General features: G+C 67.8%; 22 protein-coding genes. 12 read left to right on the forward strand and 10 right to left on the reverse strand.

What is annotated here, in order from left to right:
* Positions 1–81 precede the first annotated feature (81 nt).
* The 6 genes from lptF (at position 82) to rsmA (ending at position 8,113) form a co-directional block, all read left to right on the forward strand.
* Positions 82–1,221, forward strand: a complete 1,140-nt coding sequence (lptF, locus tag ACW173_RS20295; RefSeq protein WP_492081872.1) for an LPS export ABC transporter permease LptF — start codon at positions 82–84, stop codon at positions 1,219–1,221.
* Complete coding sequence (gene lptG / locus ACW173_RS20300; RefSeq protein ID WP_492086029.1) at positions 1,218–2,324, forward strand: LPS export ABC transporter permease LptG; 1,107 nt, start codon at positions 1,218–1,220, stop codon at positions 2,322–2,324. The genes lptF and lptG overlap by 4 nt, the downstream gene beginning before the upstream one ends.
* Positions 2,317–4,743 (forward strand): LPS-assembly protein LptD, encoded by a 2,427-nt coding sequence (locus ACW173_RS20305; RefSeq protein ID WP_492081873.1) that lies wholly within the window; start codon positions 2,317–2,319, stop codon positions 4,741–4,743. Before lptG ends, ACW173_RS20305 begins: the two co-directional genes overlap by 8 nt.
* A 170-nt stretch (positions 4,744–4,913) precedes the next feature.
* The gene (locus tag ACW173_RS20310) at positions 4,914–6,278 is read left to right on the forward strand and encodes a peptidylprolyl isomerase (protein ID WP_492081874.1); all 1,365 of its coding nucleotides are present in this window, start codon (positions 4,914–4,916) and stop codon (positions 6,276–6,278) included.
* Between the two features lie 2 nt (positions 6,279–6,280).
* Positions 6,281–7,279, forward strand: a complete 999-nt coding sequence (gene pdxA / locus ACW173_RS20315) for a 4-hydroxythreonine-4-phosphate dehydrogenase PdxA (RefSeq protein WP_492081875.1) — start codon at positions 6,281–6,283, stop codon at positions 7,277–7,279.
* Between the two features lie 12 nt (positions 7,280–7,291).
* Positions 7,292–8,113 carry a 16S rRNA (adenine(1518)-N(6)/adenine(1519)-N(6))-dimethyltransferase RsmA gene (rsmA, locus tag ACW173_RS20320; RefSeq protein ID WP_492081876.1) on the forward strand — a complete coding sequence of 274 codons (822 nt, stop codon included), beginning with the start codon at positions 7,292–7,294 and terminating at the stop codon, positions 8,111–8,113.
* A 123-nt stretch (positions 8,114–8,236) separates the two neighbouring features.
* Here rsmA and ACW173_RS20325 read toward each other — a convergent pair whose 3' ends face one another.
* On the reverse strand, positions 8,237–8,641 hold the full coding sequence (locus tag ACW173_RS20325) for a MerR family DNA-binding protein (protein ID WP_492081877.1): 405 nt from the start codon (positions 8,639–8,641) through the stop codon (positions 8,237–8,239).
* Between the two features lie 82 nt (positions 8,642–8,723).
* Here ACW173_RS20325 and ACW173_RS20330 point away from each other — a divergent pair, with 82 nt between their 5' ends.
* The 3 genes from ACW173_RS20330 to ACW173_RS20340 all read left to right on the forward strand — a co-directional run bounded on the left by ACW173_RS20330 (position 8,724) and on the right by ACW173_RS20340 (position 11,769).
* Positions 8,724–9,485: a MauE/DoxX family redox-associated membrane protein gene (locus ACW173_RS20330; RefSeq protein ID WP_492081878.1), complete on the forward strand. Its 762-nt coding sequence runs from the start codon at positions 8,724–8,726 to the stop codon at positions 9,483–9,485.
* A gap of 72 nt (positions 9,486–9,557) precedes the next feature.
* Complete coding sequence (locus ACW173_RS20335) at positions 9,558–11,207, forward strand: sensor histidine kinase (RefSeq protein WP_492081879.1); 1,650 nt, start codon at positions 9,558–9,560, stop codon at positions 11,205–11,207.
* Between the two features lie 304 nt (positions 11,208–11,511).
* A complete protein-coding gene (locus ACW173_RS20340) occupies positions 11,512–11,769 on the forward strand; it encodes a GlsB/YeaQ/YmgE family stress response membrane protein (RefSeq protein WP_125157860.1) in 258 nt (85 codons plus the stop codon).
* A gap of 45 nt (positions 11,770–11,814) precedes the next feature.
* Here the strand turns inward: ACW173_RS20340 and gmk are convergent, their stop codons facing one another.
* From gmk to ACW173_RS20380, 8 genes are all read right to left on the reverse strand, one after another.
* A complete protein-coding gene (gene gmk, locus ACW173_RS20345; protein ID WP_492081880.1) occupies positions 11,815–12,456 on the reverse strand; it encodes a guanylate kinase in 642 nt (213 codons plus the stop codon).
* Positions 12,449–13,330 carry a YicC/YloC family endoribonuclease gene (locus ACW173_RS20350; protein WP_492081881.1) on the reverse strand — a complete coding sequence of 294 codons (882 nt, stop codon included), beginning with the start codon at positions 13,328–13,330 and terminating at the stop codon, positions 12,449–12,451. Before ACW173_RS20350 ends, gmk begins: the two co-directional genes overlap by 8 nt.
* A 4-nt stretch (positions 13,331–13,334) precedes the next feature.
* Positions 13,335–14,429: an endolytic transglycosylase MltG gene (gene mltG / locus ACW173_RS20355; RefSeq protein WP_492081882.1), complete on the reverse strand. Its 1,095-nt coding sequence runs from the start codon at positions 14,427–14,429 to the stop codon at positions 13,335–13,337.
* Complete coding sequence (gene fabF, locus ACW173_RS20360) at positions 14,426–15,706, reverse strand: beta-ketoacyl-ACP synthase II (protein ID WP_492081883.1); 1,281 nt, start codon at positions 15,704–15,706, stop codon at positions 14,426–14,428. Before fabF ends, mltG begins: the two co-directional genes overlap by 4 nt.
* A 180-nt stretch (positions 15,707–15,886) precedes the next feature.
* Complete coding sequence (locus ACW173_RS20365) at positions 15,887–16,123, reverse strand: acyl carrier protein (RefSeq protein ID WP_004615098.1); 237 nt, start codon at positions 16,121–16,123, stop codon at positions 15,887–15,889.
* A gap of 139 nt (positions 16,124–16,262) precedes the next feature.
* Positions 16,263–17,003 (reverse strand): 3-oxoacyl-[acyl-carrier-protein] reductase, encoded by a 741-nt coding sequence (gene fabG, locus ACW173_RS20370; RefSeq protein ID WP_492081884.1) that lies wholly within the window; start codon positions 17,001–17,003, stop codon positions 16,263–16,265.
* Between the two features lie 35 nt (positions 17,004–17,038).
* Complete coding sequence (gene fabD / locus ACW173_RS20375; RefSeq protein ID WP_492081885.1) at positions 17,039–17,983, reverse strand: ACP S-malonyltransferase; 945 nt, start codon at positions 17,981–17,983, stop codon at positions 17,039–17,041.
* A gap of 82 nt (positions 17,984–18,065) precedes the next feature.
* Positions 18,066–18,545: a group II truncated hemoglobin gene (locus ACW173_RS20380; RefSeq protein ID WP_492081886.1), complete on the reverse strand. Its 480-nt coding sequence runs from the start codon at positions 18,543–18,545 to the stop codon at positions 18,066–18,068.
* Positions 18,546–18,658: 113 nt separating this feature from the next.
* On the opposite strand from ACW173_RS20380, the gene ACW173_RS20385 reads away from it, so the two are divergent.
* From ACW173_RS20385 to ACW173_RS20395, 3 genes are all read left to right on the forward strand, one after another.
* Entirely contained in the window at positions 18,659–19,195 is a 537-nt protein-coding gene (locus ACW173_RS20385; RefSeq protein WP_492081887.1) for a peroxiredoxin, read from the forward strand.
* Positions 19,196–19,265: 70 nt separating this feature from the next.
* Entirely contained in the window at positions 19,266–20,378 is a 1,113-nt protein-coding gene (locus ACW173_RS20390; protein WP_492081888.1) for a helix-turn-helix domain-containing protein, read from the forward strand.
* Positions 20,379–20,454: 76 nt separating this feature from the next.
* A complete protein-coding gene (locus ACW173_RS20395) occupies positions 20,455–21,279 on the forward strand; it encodes a sterol desaturase family protein (RefSeq protein WP_492081889.1) in 825 nt (274 codons plus the stop codon).
* On the opposite strand, the gene ACW173_RS20400 is transcribed toward ACW173_RS20395, so the two are convergent.
* Positions 21,254–21,916, reverse strand: a complete 663-nt coding sequence (locus ACW173_RS20400) for a hypothetical protein (protein WP_492081890.1) — start codon at positions 21,914–21,916, stop codon at positions 21,254–21,256. The genes ACW173_RS20395 and ACW173_RS20400 overlap by 26 nt on opposite strands.
* Positions 21,917–22,083 lie beyond the last annotated feature (167 nt).

The raw sequence follows: 22,083 nt of genomic DNA on the forward strand, positions 1-22,083 counted from the left end.
TGTGCCGACGCGAAGCCCCCGTGTAGAACGACCCATCTTCGGGGTTCGTCCCACGAATCCATCCGCCCCGAACGCCCCTTCATGCGCCTCATAGAACGCTATCTTTTCCGCCAGTTGCTGGGTCCGACGCTTCTGGCGACCGCGGCCCTGGTGGCGCTTGCCCTGCTGGCGCGCAGCCTGTCGGAATTCGACGTGCTGGTGGAACAGCGTCAGAGCGCGCTGGTGTTCCTGAAGATCATCCTGCTGGCCCTGCCCCAGCTGTTCAGCATCATGATGCCGCTGGCCCTGTTCGTGGCCGCGCTCGTGGCGCTGAACCGACTGCACACCGAGCAGGAAATCGTCGTCTGCTTCGCTGGCGGCATGAGTCGCTGGAGCGTCATCTCGCCGGCCATGCGCCTGGCGGTGTTCGCGGCCCTGATCTCGCTGATCTCGGGCCTGTGGCTGCAGCCCTGGAGCGCCCGCCAGATCCGCGAGACGGCCTTCGAGATCAAGACCGACGTCGCCTCGACCCTGGTCCAGCCCGGCCAGTTCACCGAGCCCGGCCCGGGCCTGACGGTCTATGCCCAGTCGATCGACCGCGACAACAAGATCCAGAACCTGTTCATCCACCAGGAACTGCCCAACGGCGCGGCCTCGACCTATTCGTCGCGCGAGGCCGAGATCGCCACCCGCAAGGGCCAGCCGGTGCTGATCATGCGCCATGGCTCCAACCAGCAGTTCTCGCGTCAGGGCGTGCTGCAGTACACCTCGTTCGACGAGTACACCTTCGACCTGTCCAGCCTGTTCCGCTCCGACGAGCTGCTGCACTACAAGATCGCCGACCGCTATCCGCACGAGCTGTTCTTTCCGGACATGACCCAGGAATGGGAGCAGCGGAACAAGGGCAAGATGCTGGCCGAAGGTCATTCACGCTTCGCCGGGCCGCTATACAGCATCGCCCTGATGACCATGGCGCTGGCGGCGGTGCTGGGCGGATCGTTCAGCCGGATGGGCTATGGCAAGCGGATCGCCGCCGTCGGCGCGGCCGCGGGCGTCGTGCGTATCGTCGGCTTCGGCGTGCAGGCGGCCTGCGAGGACGGCGCCTGGCTGAACGTGCTGCAGTACATGGTGCCGCTGACCGCCACCTGGTGGGGCCTTGCCCAGATCTTCCGCCAGAAGGTCTCGGTCCGTCGTCAGGCCAAGCTGGCCAAGACGTCCCCGCTTTGGACGGGAGCCGCCTGATGCTGACCATGGGCATGCTGGAACGTTACGTCCTCAAACGCACCATGAGCGCGCTGATCGGCGCCTTGGCGGTGCTGGGCGCGATGGTGATGCTGATCGCCTTCGTCGACATCGCCCGCAATGTCGGCACGCGGGCGGACGCGACCTTCTTCCAGCTGCTGTATCTGACCTTCCTGCAGGCCCCGGCGACCATCCTGGTGCTGGCCCCGTTCGTGTTCCTGTTCGGCACCATGTGGGCCTTCGTCGAGCTGAACCGGCGTAGCGAGCTGATCGCCATGCGCGCGGCCGGCGTCTCGGCCTGGCGGTTCATCATGCCGGCGGCCTCGTCGTCGTTCGTGATCGGCCTCCTGACCATCACCCTGCTCAATCCGCTGACGACGGCCATGACGGCGAAGTACGAGAGCGAGCGCGACGCCGTGATGAACGGCTATCTGAAGGAAGCGCCCAAGGGGACTTGGCTGCGCCAGGGCGACGACAAGACCCAGATCGTCATCCGCGCCCGGGCCCGCGAGATGGTCGACGGCTCGGTGCGCCTGAAGGGCGTGTCGCTGTTCGTCTATGCCCTGAACAACAAGGGCGTCATGGATTTCACCCGCCGGATCGAGGCCAAGGAAGCGCGGCTGGAGCCAGGCTTCTGGCGCCTGAGCGGCGTGCGCGAGGCCACGCCCGGCGCCGGGGCGATCCGCTCCGACAGCCTGTCGATCCCGTCGAACCTCGACGACCGGACGGCGTCCGAGCGCTTCAACACGCCGTCGGCGGTGGCGCTGTGGCGCCTGCCGGCCACGATCGAGCGCACCGAGGACGCGGGCTTCTCGGCCGCGCCGTTCAAGCTGCGCCTGCAGCAGGACCTGGCCACGCCGCTGCTGTTCGCGGCCATGTCGGTGTTGGCCGCGGCCTTCTCGCTACGCCTGATGCGCTTGGGCGGCCTGGCGGCCCTGGCCGGCTCGGGCGTCGCGCTGGGCTTCGGATTCTTTTTCTTGAACGAGCTGTGCAGCACGTTGGGCAAGGCGGACGTTCTGGCCCCGTTCATCGCCGCATGGACGCCGCCGACCGTCGCGCTTTTGGCGGGCTTCACTTTGCTTTGCTATACGGAAGATGGGTGAGTCATTGTTTCCAGGGATGACCATGACTGAAACGCGCGTCCGCGCCTCGTCCGTCTGCCGTAAGCTGCTGCTGAGCGGCGCGACGTGGCTGGCGTTCGCCTGCGCGGCCCAAGCCCAGCAGAGCCTGGTCAACATCCCGCCGACACCGGTGGTCCCGACCGCGCCGCCAAACACCTTGGGCGATGGACTGGGCGACGAAGGCTATTACCTGGAGTCCGACCTCCTGATCCGGGACGACAAGAACCAGATCATGACGGCCCAGGGTTCGGTGCAGGCGCGCTACCAGGGCCGCACCCTGCGCGCCGACCAGGTGATCTACGACGCCAAGACCGGCTCGGTGACCGCCGACGGCCACGTACAGCTGCTCAATCCGGACGGCACGGCCGAGTTCGCCGACCACATGGAAGTCGACAAGGACTTCAAGGCCGGCTTCGCCCAGAACTTCGCCGCGCGCCTGGACCAGAACATCAAGATCGCCTCGGTCACGGCCGTGCGCCGCAACGAGAACATCCAGGAACTGAACAAGGCGATCTACACGCCTTGCGAGGTCTGCGCCGAAAAACCGACCCCGACCTGGTCCGTCTCGGCGGACAAGATCGTCCAGGATAAGCAGAAGCAGCTGGTCTACTACAAGAACGCCACCATCCGCCTGTGGGGCGCGCCGATCCTGTACATGCCGCTGTTCTGGCACCCGGATCCGTCAGCCAAGCGCAGCTCCGGCTTCCTGGCGCCCAAGATCGACTTCTCCAAGGGCCGGGGCGTCTCGTACAACCAGCCCTATCTGTACGTGATCTCGCCTTCGTCGGACGTGATCGTCTCGCCGCAGATCAACAGCCAGGTGAACCCGTTCGTCAACGTGAACTACCGCAAGCGCTTCTACTCGGGGATTCTCGAGGCGCGCAGCGGCTTCACCTACGACAAGGACTTCGATATCCGCGGCGACCGGTTCGGCAAGTCGACCTTCCGCAGCTACATCCTGGCGAACGGCAAGTTCGACATCGACACGAAGTGGAAGTGGGGCTTCGCGGCCGAGCGCGTCTCGGACGCCCTGTTGTTCGACAAGTACAAGGTCAACGACGTCTACGCGCAGCGTGGCCTGTTCACGAGCGACGACCACCGTCTGGTCTCGCAACTGTACGCCACGCGCCAGGACGCGCGGTCGTGGTTCTCGGTCTCGGCCGTCTCGGTCCAGGGCCTGCGGGTCGTCGGCCTCAATTCCGCCGGCACGGCCAACGCCTTCGAGAACAGCGGCGCCTTCCCGTTGATCGGTCCGCTGGTCGAGGCGCGCTGGGAGCCCGACAGCCCCGTGCTGGGCGGCCGCCTGCGCCTGCAGGGCACCGGCGTCATGCTGAACCGTTCCGAGTCGCAGTACGGCGAGGCTCCCTACTATCTGGGCGCCTATAAGGGCCAGGACGGCGTCGATTCCAGCCGCGCCAGCTTCAAGGCCGACTGGCGCACCAGCGCCATCGTCGGCAACGGCCTGAAGATCTCGCCGTTCGCCCAGGCGCGCGGTGACGCCTATTCGATCAAGACCTATGTCTCCGCCGCGGCCGCCGCGCTGGGCGACGACGACAAGGACACCTACACGCGCACCCTGGGCGTGGGCGGCGTCGATTTCAGCCTGCCCTTCTACAAACCCCTGGCGAACGGCGGCAGCGTGGTGCTGGAACCCCTGGCCCAGATCGCTGTCGGTTCGGACAGCTCGCGCGTGCCAACCGTCGTCGCCCGCAACGGGACGACGACCTACCTCTACAACGAGGACAGCGCGACGCTGGAGTTCGACGAGACCAACCTGTTCCAGGCCAACAAGTCGCCGGGCTTCGACCTCTATGAGGGCGGCCAGCGCCTGAACGTCGGCGGCCGCGCCACCTACAGCCGTCCAGACGGTCGTGGCGGCAGCATCCTGATCGGCCGCAGCTTCCGTTCGGAATTCGACCCGCTGCTGCCGGCCCGCACCGGTCTGCAGAGCAAGTCGTCGGACTGGATCGTGACCGCCACGGTCACGCCGATCCGTGGCGTCAACGCCTTTGTCCGCACCCGTCTCGACGCCCAGACCCAGGAGATCCACCGGATCGAAACGGGCGTCGACGCCTCCACGAAGCGCGGTTGGGGTTCGGTGCGCTATCTGAAGGACGAACTGGACGCCAACGGCGCGCGCCAAGAGAGCTTCGAAGCCCGCGGCGAACTGAAGTTGACCAAGAAAGTCTCGCTGACCGCCTTTGGCCAGCGCGACATGGTCGAGGATGTCTGGCGTCGCCGCGATGTCGGCGTGGCCTACCAGGACGACTGCATTCGCATCGACGTGATCTACCAACAGGAAGACCGATACGCCTCGACGGCCACCGGTCTGCGGCTGCAGCCTGACCGTACAATCGTGTTCCGCCTAACGCTCGCCACATTAGGTGATACAGGGTACTGAGTGACCGCGCCTGGGGGGCGTGCGGGGCGAACCCGCATGTCAGACGGGCGTGTCTTGGGGGCGACGGCCGAAAGGAAATCGCCGAACCGGCGATCGCCGCCCCTTAAAACATGATAATCGACCGCGCTTCCGCAAGGGGGCGGACCCGGTCTAGAGGAACGACACTATCCATGCGGTCTGCGCGTAGCGTGACGACTTTCGCGGCCGGCGCCGCGTCCATTCTCGCCCTGACCGTGGCGAGCCTCGGCCTGCCCGCCTTCGCGCAGACCCAGGAGGCCGCGCCGCCTCAGGTCGACGCCCCGCCGGCCGCCGCGCCGGCGCAGCCGACCGCGCCGCAGCCGCTGCAGGAGAGCGTCGCCGCCGTCATCAACGACGAGATCGTCTCCAGCTACGACCTGATGCAGCGCATGCGCCTGCTGATGGCGACGTCGGGCATGCAGCCGACCCAGGAGAACCTGCCGCAGATCGAGCAGGAAGCCCTGCGCTCGCTGGTCGACGAGCACCTGCAGATGCAGGAGCTGCGCCGGGTCGAGAAGCAGCAGAAGATCACGATCATCTCGACCGACAAGGAAGTCGACGAGCAGATCGCCGACATCGCCCAGTCCAACAGGATGAGCGCCGACCAGCTGAAGCAGTCGTTGGTGCAGCAGGGAATCGGCCTGGACACCTGGCGGGCCCAGCTGCGCGCTGACTCGAGCTGGCAGTCCTGGATCCAGGGCCGCTACGGATCGCGTCTGCGCATCGGCGAAGACCAGATCAAGGCCTATCAGCGCCGCCTGGCCGAGTCGGCCGCCAAACCGCAGTACCAGCTCAGCGAGGTCTTTCTGGACGCCAGCCGCGTCGGCGGCATGGAAGTCGCCATCAATGGCGCCAACCAGTTGATCGGCCAGATGCAGCAGGGCGCGCCGTTCGCGGCCGTGGCCCGTCAGTTCTCGGGCTCGGCCACCGCGGCCAACGGCGGCGACGTGGGTTGGGTCAACCAGGGCGAGATGCCGGCCGAGGTCGACGCCGCCCTGGAGCAGCTGCGCCCGGGCCAGCTGTCCAAGCCGATCCAGGTCAAGGACGGCGTCTACATCATCTACCTGCGGGACAAGCGCGCTGGCTCGAAGACCGCGATCGTCGACCTCAAGCAAGTCGCCGCCCCGTTGGCCGCCGACGCTACCCCGGCCCAGGTCGACGCCGCCACCAAACTGCTGACCGACCTCAAGCCCAAGATCAGCAGTTGCGAGACGCTGGAAACGGCGGCGGGCAAGGTGGACGGCCTGGTCGCTGGCGACCTCGGCGAGGCCGAGATCACCGACCTGGCCCCCGCCTTCCAGGAGGCGGCCAACAAGCTGGACGTCGGCCAGGTCTCGGATCCGATCCGCACCGACGCGGGCATGCACCTCATCGCCGTCTGCGGTAAGCGCCAGGGCGGCGCCAACGCGCCGAACCACGACCAGATCGAAAACCGCCTGCGCGGTCAGCAACTGGCGCTGATCGCCAAGCGCTATCTGCGCGACCTGCGCAACCAGGCCACCATCGAGACCCGATAGACGTGACGCGTCCCCTCGCCCTCAGCGCCGGTGATCCCGCCGGCGTCGGCGCGGAGATCATCGCCAAGGCCTGGGCCGCCCTGCGCCAGGACGGTCCGCCGTTCGTCGTGGTCGGCGACGCCCAGCTGCTGGCCTCGGCCGGCGGCGGGGTCAAGGTCCGCACCGTGACCCGACCGCAGGACGTCGCGGGCGTGTTCGCCGACGCCCTGCCGGTGATCGACATCCCCCTGCTCTCCCCGGTCGTGGCCGGTCAGCCGTCGCCCAGCCACGCGCCGCGGGTGATTCGCTGGATCGAGACCGGCGTCGGCCTGGCGCTGTCGGGCGCCGTGTCGGGCCTGGTCACCGCCCCGATCGCCAAGGCCCCGCTGTACGAGGCCGGCTTCAAGTTTCCCGGCCACACCGAGTTCCTGGCCGAGCTGACCGCCGCCGAGCGCTTCGAGGGCGCGCGCGGGCCCGTGATGATGCTGGCCGCCGGCGACCTGCGCGCCACGCTGGTCACCATCCACACCGCCATCGCCAAGGTTCCGGGCGCGCTGGACGTCGAAAGCATCGTCAACAGCGGGCTCGTCACCGCCCAGGCCCTGCGCCGCGACTTCGGCATCGCTCAGCCGCGGCTGGCCATCGCCGCCCTGAACCCGCACGCGGGCGAAGGCGGGGCGCTGGGCCGCGAGGAAATCGAGATCATCGGCCCGGCCGTCCGCGCCCTGCGGGACCTGGGCGTCGACTGCTTCGGCCCCGCCCCGGCCGACACCCTGTTCCATCCGGAAGCCCGCGTCCGATACGACGGGGTGCTGTGCATGTACCACGACCAGGCCCTGATCCCGGTCAAGATGCTGGACTTCTGGGGCGGCGTGAACATCACCCTGGGCCTGCCGATCGTGCGCACCTCGCCCGACCATGGCACGGGCTTCGACATCGCTGGACGCGGCCTGGCCCGTCCCGATAGCCTGATCGCCGCCATCAAGCTGGCGGCCGACATCGCCGCCCGTCGCGGCGCCTGAAAGATTGAGACAATGAGCCTGGCCGACCTGCCGCCCCTGCGCGAGGCCTTGGAGCGCCACGACCTGATGGCGCGCAAGAGCTTCGGCCAGCACTTCCTGCTGGACCTGAACATCACGCGCAAGATCGCCCGCCTGGCTGACGTCCATGAGGGCGACACCGTGGTCGAGGTCGGTCCTGGCCCCGGCGGCCTGACCCGCGCCCTGCTGGAGACCGGCGCCCGCGTCGTGGCGATCGAGAAGGACAGCCGCTTCCTGCCCCTGCTGGCCGAGCTGTCAGAGGCCGCCGACGGTCGCCTGGAGCTGGTCGAGGGCGACGCCCTGAAGGTCGACGGCGCCAAGGCCGCCGGCGACGTCCCGGCCCACGTGGTGTCAAACCTGCCCTACAACGTCGGCACCCAGCTGCTGATCAACTGGCTGACCGGGCCCTTCAAGCCGCTGTCGATGACCCTGATGTTCCAGAAGGAAGTCGCCGAGCGGATCGTCGCCGGTACGGACGATGACGCCTACGGGCGCCTGGCCGTGATCTCCCAGGTGCTATGCGACGTCAAGACGGTCATGGACCTGCCGGCCAAGGCCTTCACCCCGCCGCCCAAGGTCGCCTCGGCCGTGGTCCGTCTGGTTCCCAAGGCCGATCCGCCCCCCGCCGACCTCGTGGCCGCCCTGGAGCGCGTCACCGCCGCCGCCTTCGGCCAACGCCGCAAGATGCTGCGCTCCAGCCTCAAGGGCCTGGGCGGCGGCGCGCTGTGCGAGAAAGCCGGGATCAGTCCCGACGCCCGAGCCGAGGTCATCGACCTGGCGGGGTTCCTGGCGCTGGCGCGGGCGACGCTGGACTAAGCTTCAGCTTACGTTCATCTGGCGCGGCGCTTCCTGGCGATACACCGCCAGGGAGGCTTCCATGATCGTCCGCCTGTCCATCGCCTGCGCCCTGCTCGGCTTCTCGGCCCTGGCTATTCTCGTCTAGGCCCTCTCGAAGGCTTCGATGATCGGACACGGGCCAGCCTCGGACGCCGCGCAGGCCCGCGCCAACCTGGCCAGCGACGTCCTCGCCGCCCGCAGCTCGGCGATCTTGGCGTCCAGGGCCGCGATCCGCTCCGCCGCCAGAGCCCTGGCCCGCGCGCGATCCTGGCCGGCGTCCAGCTCGAGCAACTCGCCAATCTGCTCAAGGGTGAAACCCGCCGCCTGGGCCTGGCGGATGAACCGCAAGCGCCGAACGTCCTCGGCGTCGTAGCGTCGGATCCCGCCCGAGATCGCCGAACCGCCGGACTTCCGGGGCGTTCGAAGGAGTCCGCGACGCTGGTAGTAACGCACCGTCTCGACGCCGACGCCCCCTTCGCGGGCCAAGTTCGCGATCGTGCCAGCCATGCCTTGACTCCGTACCATGGTACGGAACCTACATGGGAAGGGTCCCATCGCGAGCAAGAGCCGCGAGCCAAGGAGTGAAGCGATGAGTCCCACCGAGAACGGCTTAGGCAAGACCGCCGTGCTGTACCGCATGGTCATGCCCGAGCACCTCTGCCCCTACGGCCTCAAGGCGTTGCACCTGCTGAAATCCAAGGGCTACGCGGTCGAAGACCATTGGCTGAAGACCCGCGAGGAGACCGACGCGTTCAAGGCCGAGCATGGGGTCAAGACCACTCCCCAGGCCTTCATCGACGACACGCGGATCGGCGGCTACGACGACCTGCGCGAGCATTTCGGGCAAAAGGTCCGCGATCCCAAGGCCCTGACCTATACGCCGGTGCTGGTCGTCTTCGCCGTCGCCGCCCTGATCGCGCTGGCGGCCAGCCAGGCGGCCTTCGGCGCGCCGCTGACCGTTCGCGCGGCCGAATGGTTCGTGGCCTTCTCCATGAGCCTGCTGGCGATGCTGAAGCTGCGCGACGTCGAGACCTTCTCGACCATGTTCCTGAACTACGACCTCCTGGCCCGTCGCTGGGTCCCGTACGGCTACGTCTATCCGTTCGCCGAGTTGACGGCGGGCGTACTGATGGCCGCCGGCGTCCTGACCTGGTTCGCCGCGCCGCTGGGCCTCCTCATCGGCGGCATCGGCGCCGTGTCGGTTTTCAAGGCCGTCTATGTCGACAAACGTGAGCTCAAATGCGCCTGCGTGGGCGGCGACAGCAACGTTCCGCTGGGCTTCGTATCCCTGACAGAGAACCTGTTCATGATCGCCATGGCGATCTGGATGCTGGCGGGCCGACACGCGTAATCTCTTGCGTCAAAAGCTATTGACGCTAAGCCTCGCGCTCTCCAGCCTAACCTCGGGCTGAGCGGGGCGAACGTGACCACCATTAGTGCGGCGAAGGCGCCTTCCACGGTCGCGCGGCGCCTTCTCTTCATGGCCTTGACCCTGGCCGCCCCGGCTATCCTGCTGATGGGCGCCCTGGTGGCCGTGCAGTATGGCGAAGGCCAGCGCCGTTTCGCCACCCAGCTTGTCGCCATGACCCGCGCCCTGTCCCTGGCCGCCGATCGTCAGATCGGCCAGGGCCAGAGCGTGCTGCAGGGTCTGGCGGTCTCGCCCGCCCTGGCCGAGGGCGACCTGGCGACCTTCGAAAAGCAGGCCCGCGAGGCGGTGAAGGGCCGCGAGGGCTGGATCGTGCTGATGACCATGGATCGGCAGCTGATCAACACCAGGATCCCGCCGGGTGCGCGCACGCCTATCGCTCCCGTCACGCCGAAGTCGTGGCGCGAGATGACCACGGGCAAGTCCAACGTCAGCAACCTGATCCCCCGCCACGGGGCCGGCCCGCTGATCGGCACCAACGTGCCGGTCCTGGTCAGGGGGAAGCTGCTGGTCCTGGCCTATATGCAGCACCCGGCCGCCTTCCACGCCCTGATGACCGGTCAGGCCTTTCCCGACACCTGGACCGCCAGCATCGTCGATCGCGACGCCGCCCTGGTGGCCCGCTCGCGTGACCAGGAGAAGATGCTGGGCCGGCGCGCGAGCCCGGACATGCGGAAGGCCATCGCCCGCGCCAACGATGGCGTCGTGCGAACCCACACCCTGGACGGCGTCCAGACCCTGTCGGCCTTCAGCCGCTCGCCGACCTATGGCTGGACCTTCATCGTCGGGGTGCCGCGCGAGGAGCTGAACCGGACCGTCCTGGCTTCCCTGGGCCCGGCGGTCGCGGCCGCGGCCCTGTTGATCGCCCTGGGCGTCATCGCCGCCCTCGCCTTCGCCCGGCCCATCTCGCGCGATGTGCGCGGCCTGGTCGGCGAGGCCGAGGCCCTGGCGGCCGGGGCGCCGCTGGATCCCGCCCCCTCGCACCTGCAGGAGATCGCCGAGGTGCGCGGCTCCCTGCAGGCCGCCGCCGACACCCTGCGGGCTCGCGAGGCCGAGGCTCGCCAGGCCGCGGAGCGTCAGCAGCTGATGATCAATGAGCTGAACCATCGGGTGAAGAACACCCTGGTCGTGGTGCAGTCACTGGCCCGCCACAGCCTGCGGGAGGGCGGCGAGACGGGCCTGACCCAGTTCAATGACCGCATCCACGCCCTGGCCACGGCCCACGACCTCTTGACCCGCCGCAACTGGGAAGGCGCGGACCTGGGGGAACTCCTGGCCGAGACCCTGCAGCCCTACGCCAACCAGACCTCCCTGGACGGCCCACCCCTGCCCTTGGCGCCCAACGCCGCGGTGGCCCTGGCCATGATCTTCCACGAACTGGCCACCAACGCCTCCAAGTACGGGGCCCTGTCGACCGAGGCCGGCCGCGTGGCGGTGGCCTGGCATCTGGACGGCCGCACGCGCCTGATCCTGACCTGGCGCGAGACTGGCGGCCCCCCCGTCTCGCCGCCCAAGCGCACCGGCTTCGGCTCGCGCCTGATCGCCGCCAGCCTGAAGGGTGATCTGGCTGGCTCGGTGGAGACCGACTACGCGCCGAGCGGCCTGACCTGTGTGATGACCATTATCGCGCCACCCATGGTCTCGTGAAAGCACGGGGGTGTCCTGAACGACCGATCGTCGCAGCGCCCTGATGTCGCCTTGGCTTGGCCACGGAGCGTCTGCAATAGGTTCCCCATGTCGTAGGGGATTTTTGCGTTATGGACCTGACCTTCCTGATCGGAGCCGTTCTGGGCTCGGGCCTGTTCATCGCGTTCGGCCGGCCGCCGGCCGAGAAGCTGATCGCCTTGGTGCAGGAACGCATCAAACGCTAGCCCCTTCGGGGAACTAACGTGACCATCCGGGACTTGATTGGGCAAGGCCGCGCAGGGCGGCCGCTCACGGAGTCCCTACGATGTCCATTCTCGCCTGGCTCCTTCTGGGCCTGATCGCCGGCTTTATCGCCAGCAAGCTCGTCAACCGTTCCGGCAGCGGCGTTCTGCTGGATATCGTGCTCGGCATCGTCGGCGCGTTCGTCGGCGGCTGGCTGTTCAACCAGTTCGGCAACGCCGGTGTGTCCGGCTTCAACCTCTACAGCCTGCTGGTGGCCACCATCGGCGCCGTCGTCATCTTGGCGCTGTACCACCTGATCTTCGGCCGTCGCGCGCTCTAAGCGTCGAGGCCCGCGGCGGCGGGCTCTGGGCCCGCCGCTAGCGTTCTAGATCTCTTCCTTGAGGAGATCGCCCACCAGATTGCCGATCCACGGGTTGCGAGCCCGCTTGAGACGTTCGGCGTGATAGATGTGGGCCAGATCCGCGTAGGCGCGGTCGAAATCATCATTGAGAATGACGTAGTCGAACTGCTCCCAGGCGGCGACCTCGTCCTTGGCGCGTGAGAGGCGGCGGTGAATGACCTCCTCGCTGTCCTGGCTGCGCGCGTGCAGGCGGCGGCTCATCTCGGCCAGCGACGGCGGCAAGATGTAGACCAGCACGCTGTCCCGTTCGGCCTGGGCGTGGACCTTCATGGCGCCCTGGAAGTCGATGTCGAACAACGCGCTCTCGCCCCGTTCCAGGGCCTGCATGATCGGCGGCTTGGGGCTGCCGTAGAAATTTCCGTAGACCTCGGCCCACTCGAGGAAGGCGTTCTGGTCGATCATCTCCTGGAACGCTTCACGCGTCGTGAAGTGATAGTCGCGACCGTCGTGCTCGCCCGGGCGCGGCTCGCGCGTCGTGTAGCTGATCGATAAATGCAGGTCGTTGTGGTCGGCCACCAGGCGGCGGGTCAACGACGTCTTGCCGACGCCCGACGGGGCGACGACCATCAGCAGCAGACCGCGATGAGGGTGATGGGGCTTATTCAACGTTCTGGACCTGCTCGCGGAACTGCTCGATCACGGCTTTCAGCTCCAGACCGATCGCGGTCAGGGCGGTCAGGGCCGATTTCGAGCAGAGGGTATTGGATTCTCGCATGAATTCCTGGGAGAGGAAGTCGAGCCGGCGGCCCGATGCGCCCTCGCCCGACAGCAGACCGCGCGCCGCCACGACGTGGCTGGCCAGGCGGTCCAGTTCCTCGCGCACGTCCGCCTTCACGGCCTGGGCGGCGGCTTCCTGGACGATACGCTCCTCGCTGGCCGCCTCGCCGACCAGTTCGGCCATGCGGCGGGCGAAGCGCTCCTTCAGCACGGCCGGCTGGCCGCCGGCCTCGCGCTCGGCCTGGCCGGTCAGGTCCTCGATCTTGTCGACTAGGCCGTTCAGCACCGGATCCAGGGACGCGCCCTCCTCCAGCCTGGCGGTCTTCAACCCGTCCAGGGCCAGGGCGATCGACGCGGCCATGGCGGCCTCGACGGCGGCGCGGGTCTCGGCGTCGTCCTCGTCCTCGCGGGCCTCGATGACGCCCTTCAGGGCCAGCAGGCCGTCAAGCGTGGGCTTGGCGACCATGCCGGTGGCGACATAGGGATCGCCGGCCCGCAGATAGCGCTCCAGCGTCGCGACATTGACCTGCGTCTCGCCCGAGGTCTCGGCGCGCTTGGCCTGGACGTTGACAGTCAGCTGGCCGCGCTGGAAGCGGCCTTGCGAGCCTTCCCGGGCGGCGCGTTCCAGGCTCTCGAAGCCGGGCGGGCCACGGAAGCGGGTCTCGAGGTTGCGGCCGTTGACGCTGCGCGCCTCGACCGCCCAGGTCCAGGCCCCGTGAGCGCCTTCGACCCGGGCGAAGCCCGTCATCCCGGAGATTGGCATGGCCCTAGTTCCCCGCCGGCTTGGCCGGCACGAGCGGAACAGCTTCGCCGGCGCGATCACGCTCGATCTGGCGCCACTTGGCGACGTTGGCGTTGTGCTGCTCCAGGGTGGAGGCGAACACGTGGCCGCCGGTGCCGTCCGCGACGAAATAGAGGTCGCCGGTCTTGGGCGGATCCAGCACCGCCGCCAGGGCCGCGCGGCCCGGATTGGCGATCGGCGTCGGCGGCAGGCCGTCGATCAGATAGGTGTTGTACGGCGTCAGGCGCTGCAGCTCCGACAGGCGGATGCCACGGCCCAGCGGGCGACCGCGCGAGATGCCGTAGATGATCGTCGGGTCCGAGCCCAGCCGCATGCCGGTGCGCAGGCGGTTCACGAACACCGCCGCGACCTTGGGGCGCTCGGCGGCCAGACCGGTTTCCTTCTCGACGATCGAGGCCAGGGTGACGGCCTCCTCCTTGGTCTGGAACGGCAGGCCTTGCTGGCGCTGGGCCCAGAGCTTGTTCAGCAGGTCGTCGCGGTCGTCCATCATGCGTTGCAGGACGGCGGCGCGATCCTCACCGCGCTGGACCTCGTAGGTCTCGGGCAGGATGGCGCCCTCCGGCGGGGTCGCGGCGCTGCCGACCAGCACGTCGGAAGCGTTGAGGATGTCCATGACCATGTCCGAGGTGCGGCCCTCGGGGATGGTGATCCAATGGCGAACGATGCGGCCGCGGCGGACGACGTCCAGCACCTGGGCCATCGAGGCGCGCGAGGCGAACTCGTACTCGCCAGCCTTCAGCGTGCGGGCCGCGCCGGTGACCTTGGCGGCGGTCATGAAGATCGACGACGAGCGGATCACCCCGCCGCGCTCCAGGCTGGAGGCGATCTCGGGCAGGCTGGCGCCCTTGCGCAGGATGACGGTCGTCTTGTCGCCGGTCTTCGCGGCCGGACCGGGACCGTTATAGACGAAGGCCGCGCCCAGGATGGCGACCATCCCGATCACGACCAGGGTCGTGAAGGCGCCGAACAGGGCGCGGATCAGCCGCCGTCCCACCGAGGCGGTTTCCCGGCGACCGGTGCGCGCGGGGGCTTTGCGGGGGGGCGACGGCTTCTTGCTCACGAGACCTTCTTGAACACGACCGTGGCGTTGGTGCCGCCGAAGCCGAAGCTGTTGGACACGGCCACGTCGATCTTCATCGGCACGGCCTTGTTCGGCGCCAGGTTCATGGCGACGTGAACATCGGGATTGTCGAGGTTGATGGTCGGCGGGGCGATCTGGTCACGGATCGCCAGGATCGAGAAGATCCCCTCGATCGCGCCGGCCGCGCCCAGCAGGTGGCCGGTCATCGACTTGGTCGAGGACATGACGACGTTCTTGGCGTGGTCGCCCAGGAAGCGCTCGACGGCGCCGGCTTCCAGGCCGTCGGCCATGGTCGAGGTGCCGTGGGCGTTGATGTAGTCGATGTCCGAGGGCTTCAGGCCCGCGTCCTTCATGGCCGAGGCCAGGGCGCGGCCGCCGCCTTCGCCGTCTTCCGACGGGGCGGTGATGTGGTGCGCGTCGCCCGACAGGCCGTAGCCCACGACTTCGGCGTAGATCTTGGCCCCGCGCGCCTTGGCGTGTTCGTACTCCTCCAGCACCAGCGCGCCGGCGCCCTCGCCCATCACGAAGCCGTCGCGGTCCTTGTCATAGGGGCGCGAGGCCTTCTCGGGCGTGTCGTTCCAGTCGGTGGAGACGGCCCGGCAGGCGATGAAGCCGGCGATGCCGACCTTGCAGATGGCCGCTTCGGCCCCGCCGGCCACCATCACGTCGGCGTCGCCGTACTTGATCAGGCGCATGGCGTCGCCGATGGCGTGGGCGCCGGTGGCGCAGGCCGTCACGACCGCGTGGTTGGGGCCCTTGAAGCCGTACTTGATCGAGACCTGCCCCGAAATGAGATTGATCAGGGCCGAGGAGATGAAGAACGGGCTGACGCGGCGGGGGCCCTTGGCCTCCAGCTCGAGCGCGGTGTCGGCGATCGTCGACAGGCCGCCGATGCCCGAGCCCAGGATGACGCCGGTGCGCCACTTGTCCTCGTCGGTCTCGGGAACCCAGCCCGAGTCCTTGATGGCCTCGTCGGCCGCCGCGATGCCGTAGAGAATGAAGTCGTCCACGCGCTTCTGGTCGCGCGGGCTCATGGTCTGGTCGGGATCGAACGAACCCTCGACGTCCGGGCCGCCGCCGCCGCGGCCATCGACGCGCGGAACCTCGCAGGCGACCTTGCAGGCATAGTCCGTCGGATCGAAGGCCGTGATGCGGTTGGCGCCGGACTTGCCGGCGAGGATGTTCTTCCAGGTCACGTCAACACCGTGGCCCAGAGGGGTCAGCAGGCCGATACCCGTGACGACAACTCTACGCATGGATCACTCCCAAACCTTCGATGCGGGATGTAGCATTTGGGGCGTTACCCCCAGGCGCGCCAGCCGCGAATCCCTGGCCAGTATTTAGGGCCTCAAACGAAAACCGCCGCGCGCACGATGGCAAGAGCCCGTGCGACGCGGCGGAAATGGTCAGGTTCGACTAGCGAACTCGACCGCCTATTAGGCGGTCTTTTCCGTGATGAACTTCACGGCGTCGCCAACCGTCTGGATGTGCTCGGCGGCGTCGTCCGGGATTTCGATGTCGAACTCTTCTTCGAACGCCATCACCAGCTCGACGTTGTCGAGGCTGTCGGCGCCCAGGTCGTCGATGAAGGAAGCCTTCTCGGTGACCTTCTCGGGATCGGCATCCAGGTGTTCGATGACGATCTTACGCACGCGCTCGAGAATGTCGGACATTCTGTTAGTCCCTCGTTGAGAAAATTTCGGCCCATGAACAGCGAGGCGAAGACCACGCTATTCGCAGGAATTGTCGGGCTCCGCCTATCACGTTCCTTTTCGGCTTGCTAGCGGCAGACCGAAGGAACGAGCAGCGGTTTTAGATCATGGCCATGCCGCCGTTGACGTGCAAGGTCTGGCCGGTGACGTAGCCAGCCTGGTCGCTGGCCAGGAAAACGCACGCAGCCGCGATATCGCTCCCCTCGCCCAGCTTGCCGGCGGGAATGGTCGACAGGATGCCGGCCTTCTGCTGCTCGTTCAGGGCGTCGGTCATCGGGCTGGCGATGAAGCCGGGGGCCACGCAGTTCACGGTCACGCCTCGGCTGGCCAGTTCCTGGGCCAAGGCCTTGGAAAAGCCGATCATGCCAGCCTTGGAGGCCGCGTAGTTGGTCTGGCCGGGGTTGCCGGTGACGCCGACGACCGAGGTGATGCCGATGATGCGACCGGCGCGGCGCTTCATCATGCCCTTGGCGGCCGCGCGGGCCAGGCGGAAGTAGCCTTCCAGATTGACCTTGATCACGGTCTCCCAGTCCTCGTCCTTCATGCGGACGAGCAGGCCGTCGCGAGTGACGCCGGCATTGGCGATCACGATGTCCAGCGGCGCGCCGGCGGCTTCCTCGGCCTTGGCGACCAGACCGTCGACAGCGCCTGAGTCGGAGAGATTCGCCGCGACGAACGACACGCGTTCGCCGAACTGGGCGGCCAGTTCCGAGAGGGCCGATTCGCGGGTGCCGGAGAGGACCACGTGCGCGCCCTGTTCATGCAGGGCCTTGGCGATGGCGCCGCCGATGCCGCCGGTGGCGCCGGTGACGAGAGCGGTCTTGCCGGTCAGATCGAACATTTGTCGGTCTTCCTTTTAGTTACAGCGGCTCTATCTCAGAGAGATTGGGCGAAGGCTTCGAGATCGGCGGGCGTGTTCAGCGGGGTCGCCTCGGCGTCCGGGGCGATGCGCTTGGCCATGCCCGAAAGCACCTTGCCAGCGCCGGCTTCGGCGAAACGCGTGACGCCGCCATCCGTGGCCAGCCAGGTCATGCTCTCGCGCCAGCGGACACGGCCAGTGACCTGCTCGACCAGCAACTTGCGGATGACGTCCGGGTCGTGGACCGGGGCGGCGGTGATGTTGGCGACCAGCGGCGTGCGCGGGGCGATGATGGTCGTCTTCGAGAGGGCTTCGGCCATCTCGTCGGCGGCCGGCCGCATCAGCGGGCAGTGGAACGGCGCCGAGACGTTCAGCGGAATGGCCCGCGCGCCCAGCTCCTTGGCCTTCTCGATGGCCTTGTCGACGGCCGCTTTCGAGCCGGAGATCACGACATTGCCGTTGTTGTTGTCGTTGGCCACGACGCAGACGCCGACTTCCGAGCCGGCGGCGGCGGCGGCTTCAGCCAGGGCGAGATCCGTCTTCGGACCAATCAAGGAGGCCATCGCGCCCTCGCCCACCGGCACGGCGCGCTGCATGGCCTGGCCGCGCAGCTTCAGCAGAAGCGCGGTGTCGGCCAGGCTGATGGCGCCGGCGGCGGCCAGGGCCGAATATTCACCCAGGCTGTGACCGGCGACGAAAGCCGCCTTGTCGATCCCGATGCCGAACTCCTTCTCCAGGGTCCGGGTCACGGCCAGGCTGACGGCCATCAGGGCCGGTTGGGCGTTCTCGGTCAGGGTCAGGTCGCCTTCGGGACCTTCCTTCATCAGGGCGAACAGCTTCTGACCCAGGGCGTCGTCGACTTCCTGGAAGACCTCGCGGGCGCTGGCGAAGGCCTCGGCGAGATCGACGCCCATGCCGACCGACTGGCTGCCCTGGCCGGGGAAAATGAAGGCGATGCTCATGGAAGCCCGCTCCGTCCTTTAGAGATTCAAGGCCGGGAGGGTTAGGCCAAAGGCCGCCGGGCGGCAAGTCAGGCGAACGCGGTCACCCCAGCCAGGGGCCTCCCGGCGGGCCCCATCCCCAGACTGGCATGGGCGGTTCGCCGTCCGGCTCGGGTACGCCTTCGGCCGAATTGATCACCGCCAGGCGCGTGCCCCACTCCAGATATCCCACGAAGGCGGCGCGGAACTCCGGATCGTCGGGCAGGCCCACGGCGTCGGCGGTTTCGAGCATCAGCGCCACCCAGGCCCGCCGCTGCTCCTGCGTCAGATGGCGGCCCATGTGTTTGCGGATCATCGCGGCATGGCCCCCGCCGGTCTCGGTATAGGCCTTGGGGCCGCCGAACACCTCGCCGACGAAGGCAGCCACATGGGCGGCATGGGCGGGGTCCATGTGGGCGAAGACCGGAGCCAGCATCGGGTCGTTGGGGACCTTGGCGTAGAAGGCCTCGAACAACACCTTCAACCGCTCTGGACCACCGGCCCATTCGGCCAAGGTCGGAACCTGGGTCTCATCCGCAGTCACGTGTTTCTCCCCGCTTGGCCCAACGCAGGTAACGACGAAGGTAGCGGTTTGGAAGACGGGAGAATGGGGTTATCCAAGGCGTGACCGTTAACCGCCTCCCCCTGGAGCTTCCGATGTCCCGTCTGCTCGCCGGTATCGCCGCCGCCGCCCTCGCCGTGGCCGCCGCCTCCCCCGCCCTGGCCGCCCTCAAGGTCGGCGACAAGGCGCCCGACTTCACCGCCAAGGCCGCGCTGGCCGGCAAGGACTTCGACTTCAAGCTGGCCAAGGCGTTGAAGAAGGGCCCGGTGGTCCTGTACTTCTTCCCGGCCGCCTACACCTCGGGCTGCACCGCCGAAGCTCACGAGTTCGCCGAGGCCACGCCCGAATTCGAAAAGCTGGGCGCCACGGTGATCGGCGTCACGGCCGGCAATGTCGACCGCATCAAGGACTTCTCCAAGGAGCATTGCCGCGACAAGTTCGCGGTGGCCGCCGCCGACAAGGCGCTGATCAAAAGCTACGACGTGGCGATGATGGTGAAGCCCGACTGGTCGAACCGTACGTCCTACGTGATCGCGCCGGACGGCAAGATCCTGATGTCGTACACCGACGGCAACTTCGCCGGCCACGTCACCCAGACCATGGACGCGGTGAAGGCCTACAAGAAGAAGTAGGCGAGGCTTTTCAGGTTCCGGCCAGCCGCGCGGGTTGAGGCTCGCGCGCGCCGGCGTTCATGATCGTTCCATGACCGATCCCGCCCAATTCGAACTGGCGGCGCGCAGCATCGCGATCGGCGCCTTCGCCGCCACCGGCGCCGCGCTGGCCGCCAGCCGCAAGATGACGCCGACACGCTGGATTGGCGTCCTGGTGATGGTCTGCGCCATCGCCCACGCTCTCGAGAGCCAGCTTTACTACACGCAGCATCGCCACTTTAGCCTGGTGACCTGGTGCCTCGGGGCCATGGAGGCAGCGGTCTTCTGGCTGTTCTGCTCGGTGTTGTTCGAGGACGAGGCGAAGATCCCACCCTGGCGCTTCGCCATCCCCGCCGGCGTGTTCGTCCAGTGGCTGGGCGGCGCCTTCCTGCCCGACATCCCCTTGCGCGCGGCGATGTGGTGGTTCTTCGCGGCCACCTCGATCGCGCTGCACGTCCACATCCTGGTGATGGCCTGGCGTGGCTGGCGGATCGATCTGGTCGAGCGCCGCCGCCACCTGCGCGCGCCGATCGCCGGGGCCGCCGCGAGCTACATGTTCATCCAGACCCTGTGCGACTTCGGCTTCCGGCAAGGGCCGGTGCTGCCCAGCCTGGTCCAGGCCTTGGCCCTGGCCGCCTTGGGCATAGGCTCGGCCTTGGCCCTGCTGCGCGCCGAGCCGGTGCTTGTCCAGGCCTCGCCGGCCGCCGGCGAAGCGCCGATCGTCAAACCCGCCGAGGCGCTCGACCTCACCCCCGCCGATCGCCTGGTGCTGGCCCGCCTGGACAAGGCCATGAACGAGAACGAGGTCTGGCGCGGCGAGGACCTGTCGATCGGCGCGCTGGCGGCCCTGGTCGGCGCGCCCGAGCATCGTCTGCGCAAACTGATCAACGGCACGCTGGGCCATCGCAACTTCGCCGACTACGTCAATGGCCGGCGGATCGCGGCCGCCAAGATCGTGCTCTCCGACCCCGAACAAGCGCTGAAGTCGGTCTCGACCATCGCCTACGACCTGGGCTTCGCCTCGCTGGGTCCGTTCAACCGCGCCTTCCGCGCCGCCACCGGCGTCACCCCGACCGCCTGGCGCCAGGACGTCACCCCGGTGATCCCGCACCTGCGGCTGGTCGAAATCGGCGAAGCCTCCTCGAAAACCGACAAGCGGGCCTGATTTCGAGTTCGGCGCGACGGTCGAGGCGCCGGCCGCTTCCCTGGAGGCGTCTCTCACCGTCCTGGAGCCCAACGACGTGCTCGACGCCCTCCTCCCCTTCACCCGCAACTGGCTGGCCTCCATGCAGGTCGACGTCACCCGATACGTGATCTTCTCGGTTGGCGTCTGGCTGGCCCTGTGGGTGGTGCTGGCGGTCCCGCTGGCCGGCCGCAAGATTCGCGACAGCCGCCCGGCCGCGCGCCAGTTGCTGATCGAGTTTCTGACCTCGATCCGCTCGATCATGATCTTCTCGACCCTGGGCCTGCTGACCTTCGGCCTGTTCCGCGCTGGCTGGCTGGCTGGCCCCTACATCGCCAAAGGCTGGGGACCGGTGTGGTTCTGGACCAGCCTGGCGCTGATGATCGTCGCCCACGACGCCTGGTTCTACTGGACCCACCGCTTGATCCACGACCGCCGCCTGTTCCGGCGTTTCCACCGGCGGCATCACCGCTCGAACAATCCCTCGCCGTTCACCGCCTACAGCTTCGACCTAGGCGAGGCCTTCATCAACGGCGTGTTCGTGCCGCTGTGGATGATCCTGGTCCCGACCCAGTGGCCAGTCGTGGGGCTGTTCATGCTGCACCAGATCGTCCGCAACACGATCGGCCACGCGGGTTATGAGCTGTTCCCCGCCCGCAAGGACGGCCGCCCTCTGATTCCATTCGTGACGACCGTGACCCACCATGACCTGCACCACGCCCAGGCGGGTTGGAACTATGGCCTCTATTTCACCTGGTGGGACAGGCTGATGGGCACCGAGCACCCCGAGTATCTGGAGCGCTTCGCCGCCGTGACGGCCAAAAGAGGCAAAGGGAGCAAGGACCGGAAGCTGGACGCTACCAGCTCGCCTTCACCAGCTTGACCATGGCGCGGGCGTCCTGCAGCCGCCAGGCCTCGCGCTCGTTGTTGACGCCCCGCAAGCTGACCGTGAGCTCGGCGGGAATGTCGAACGGGCGCGTGATGCTGAAGTCGACGCCCTCCTCGCCCTGGGAGCCGCCACCGAAGGCGATCGAGCCGATCGGCCGGCCGTCCAGGGTCAGGGATGAGCGGATGTTGGCGCGCGCCACTGGGATCTTGCCCGGCACGGCGATGGCCTGGCTGGCGTCCATGTCCATCGACACCCGGACATAGTTGGCGCGCGGCAGCAGACCAAAGCCGAACATCTTCGACATCGACGAGCGCAGCCTGGCCTCGTCCTGGTTCCACGAGGCGCCCAGGGCCATGGACCGCTCGCCCACACGGTCGGCGTCGGGCTTCTTCGACAGGTTCAGGTCGAAGTCGTAGGTCGGGTTGTCCAGCATGCCCGAGGATCTGACCGTCAGGGCGACCTTCTCGGTGTCGGTGGAAAGATCCAGCGGCAGCGCCGCCGAATAGCCGGCGAAACGGCCTTCGTGGGCCGAAACCGACATGGCCGGCTTCTGGATGAGTTCCGCGCAGGCGGGCGCGGCCACGGCCAGCGCCGTCGCGAACGCGATCACGAAGGGTGTCCCGATACCCATGCTCGCCTGCTAGCATACCCCTTTGAGGGATTGAAGACGGCGCGGCGTCGCCCTCCCGACATTTTCACGCGCCGCCCGTTTTCACGCCAAAAGCCCGACGCCGCTTGCCTTTCGGCCCCGTCTTCTGTAATAGCGCGCGTTCTCACGGAAGGCGGTCTCGCACGCAC

The sequence above is a fragment of the Caulobacter sp. ALps2 genome (genome assembly GCF_058681635.1).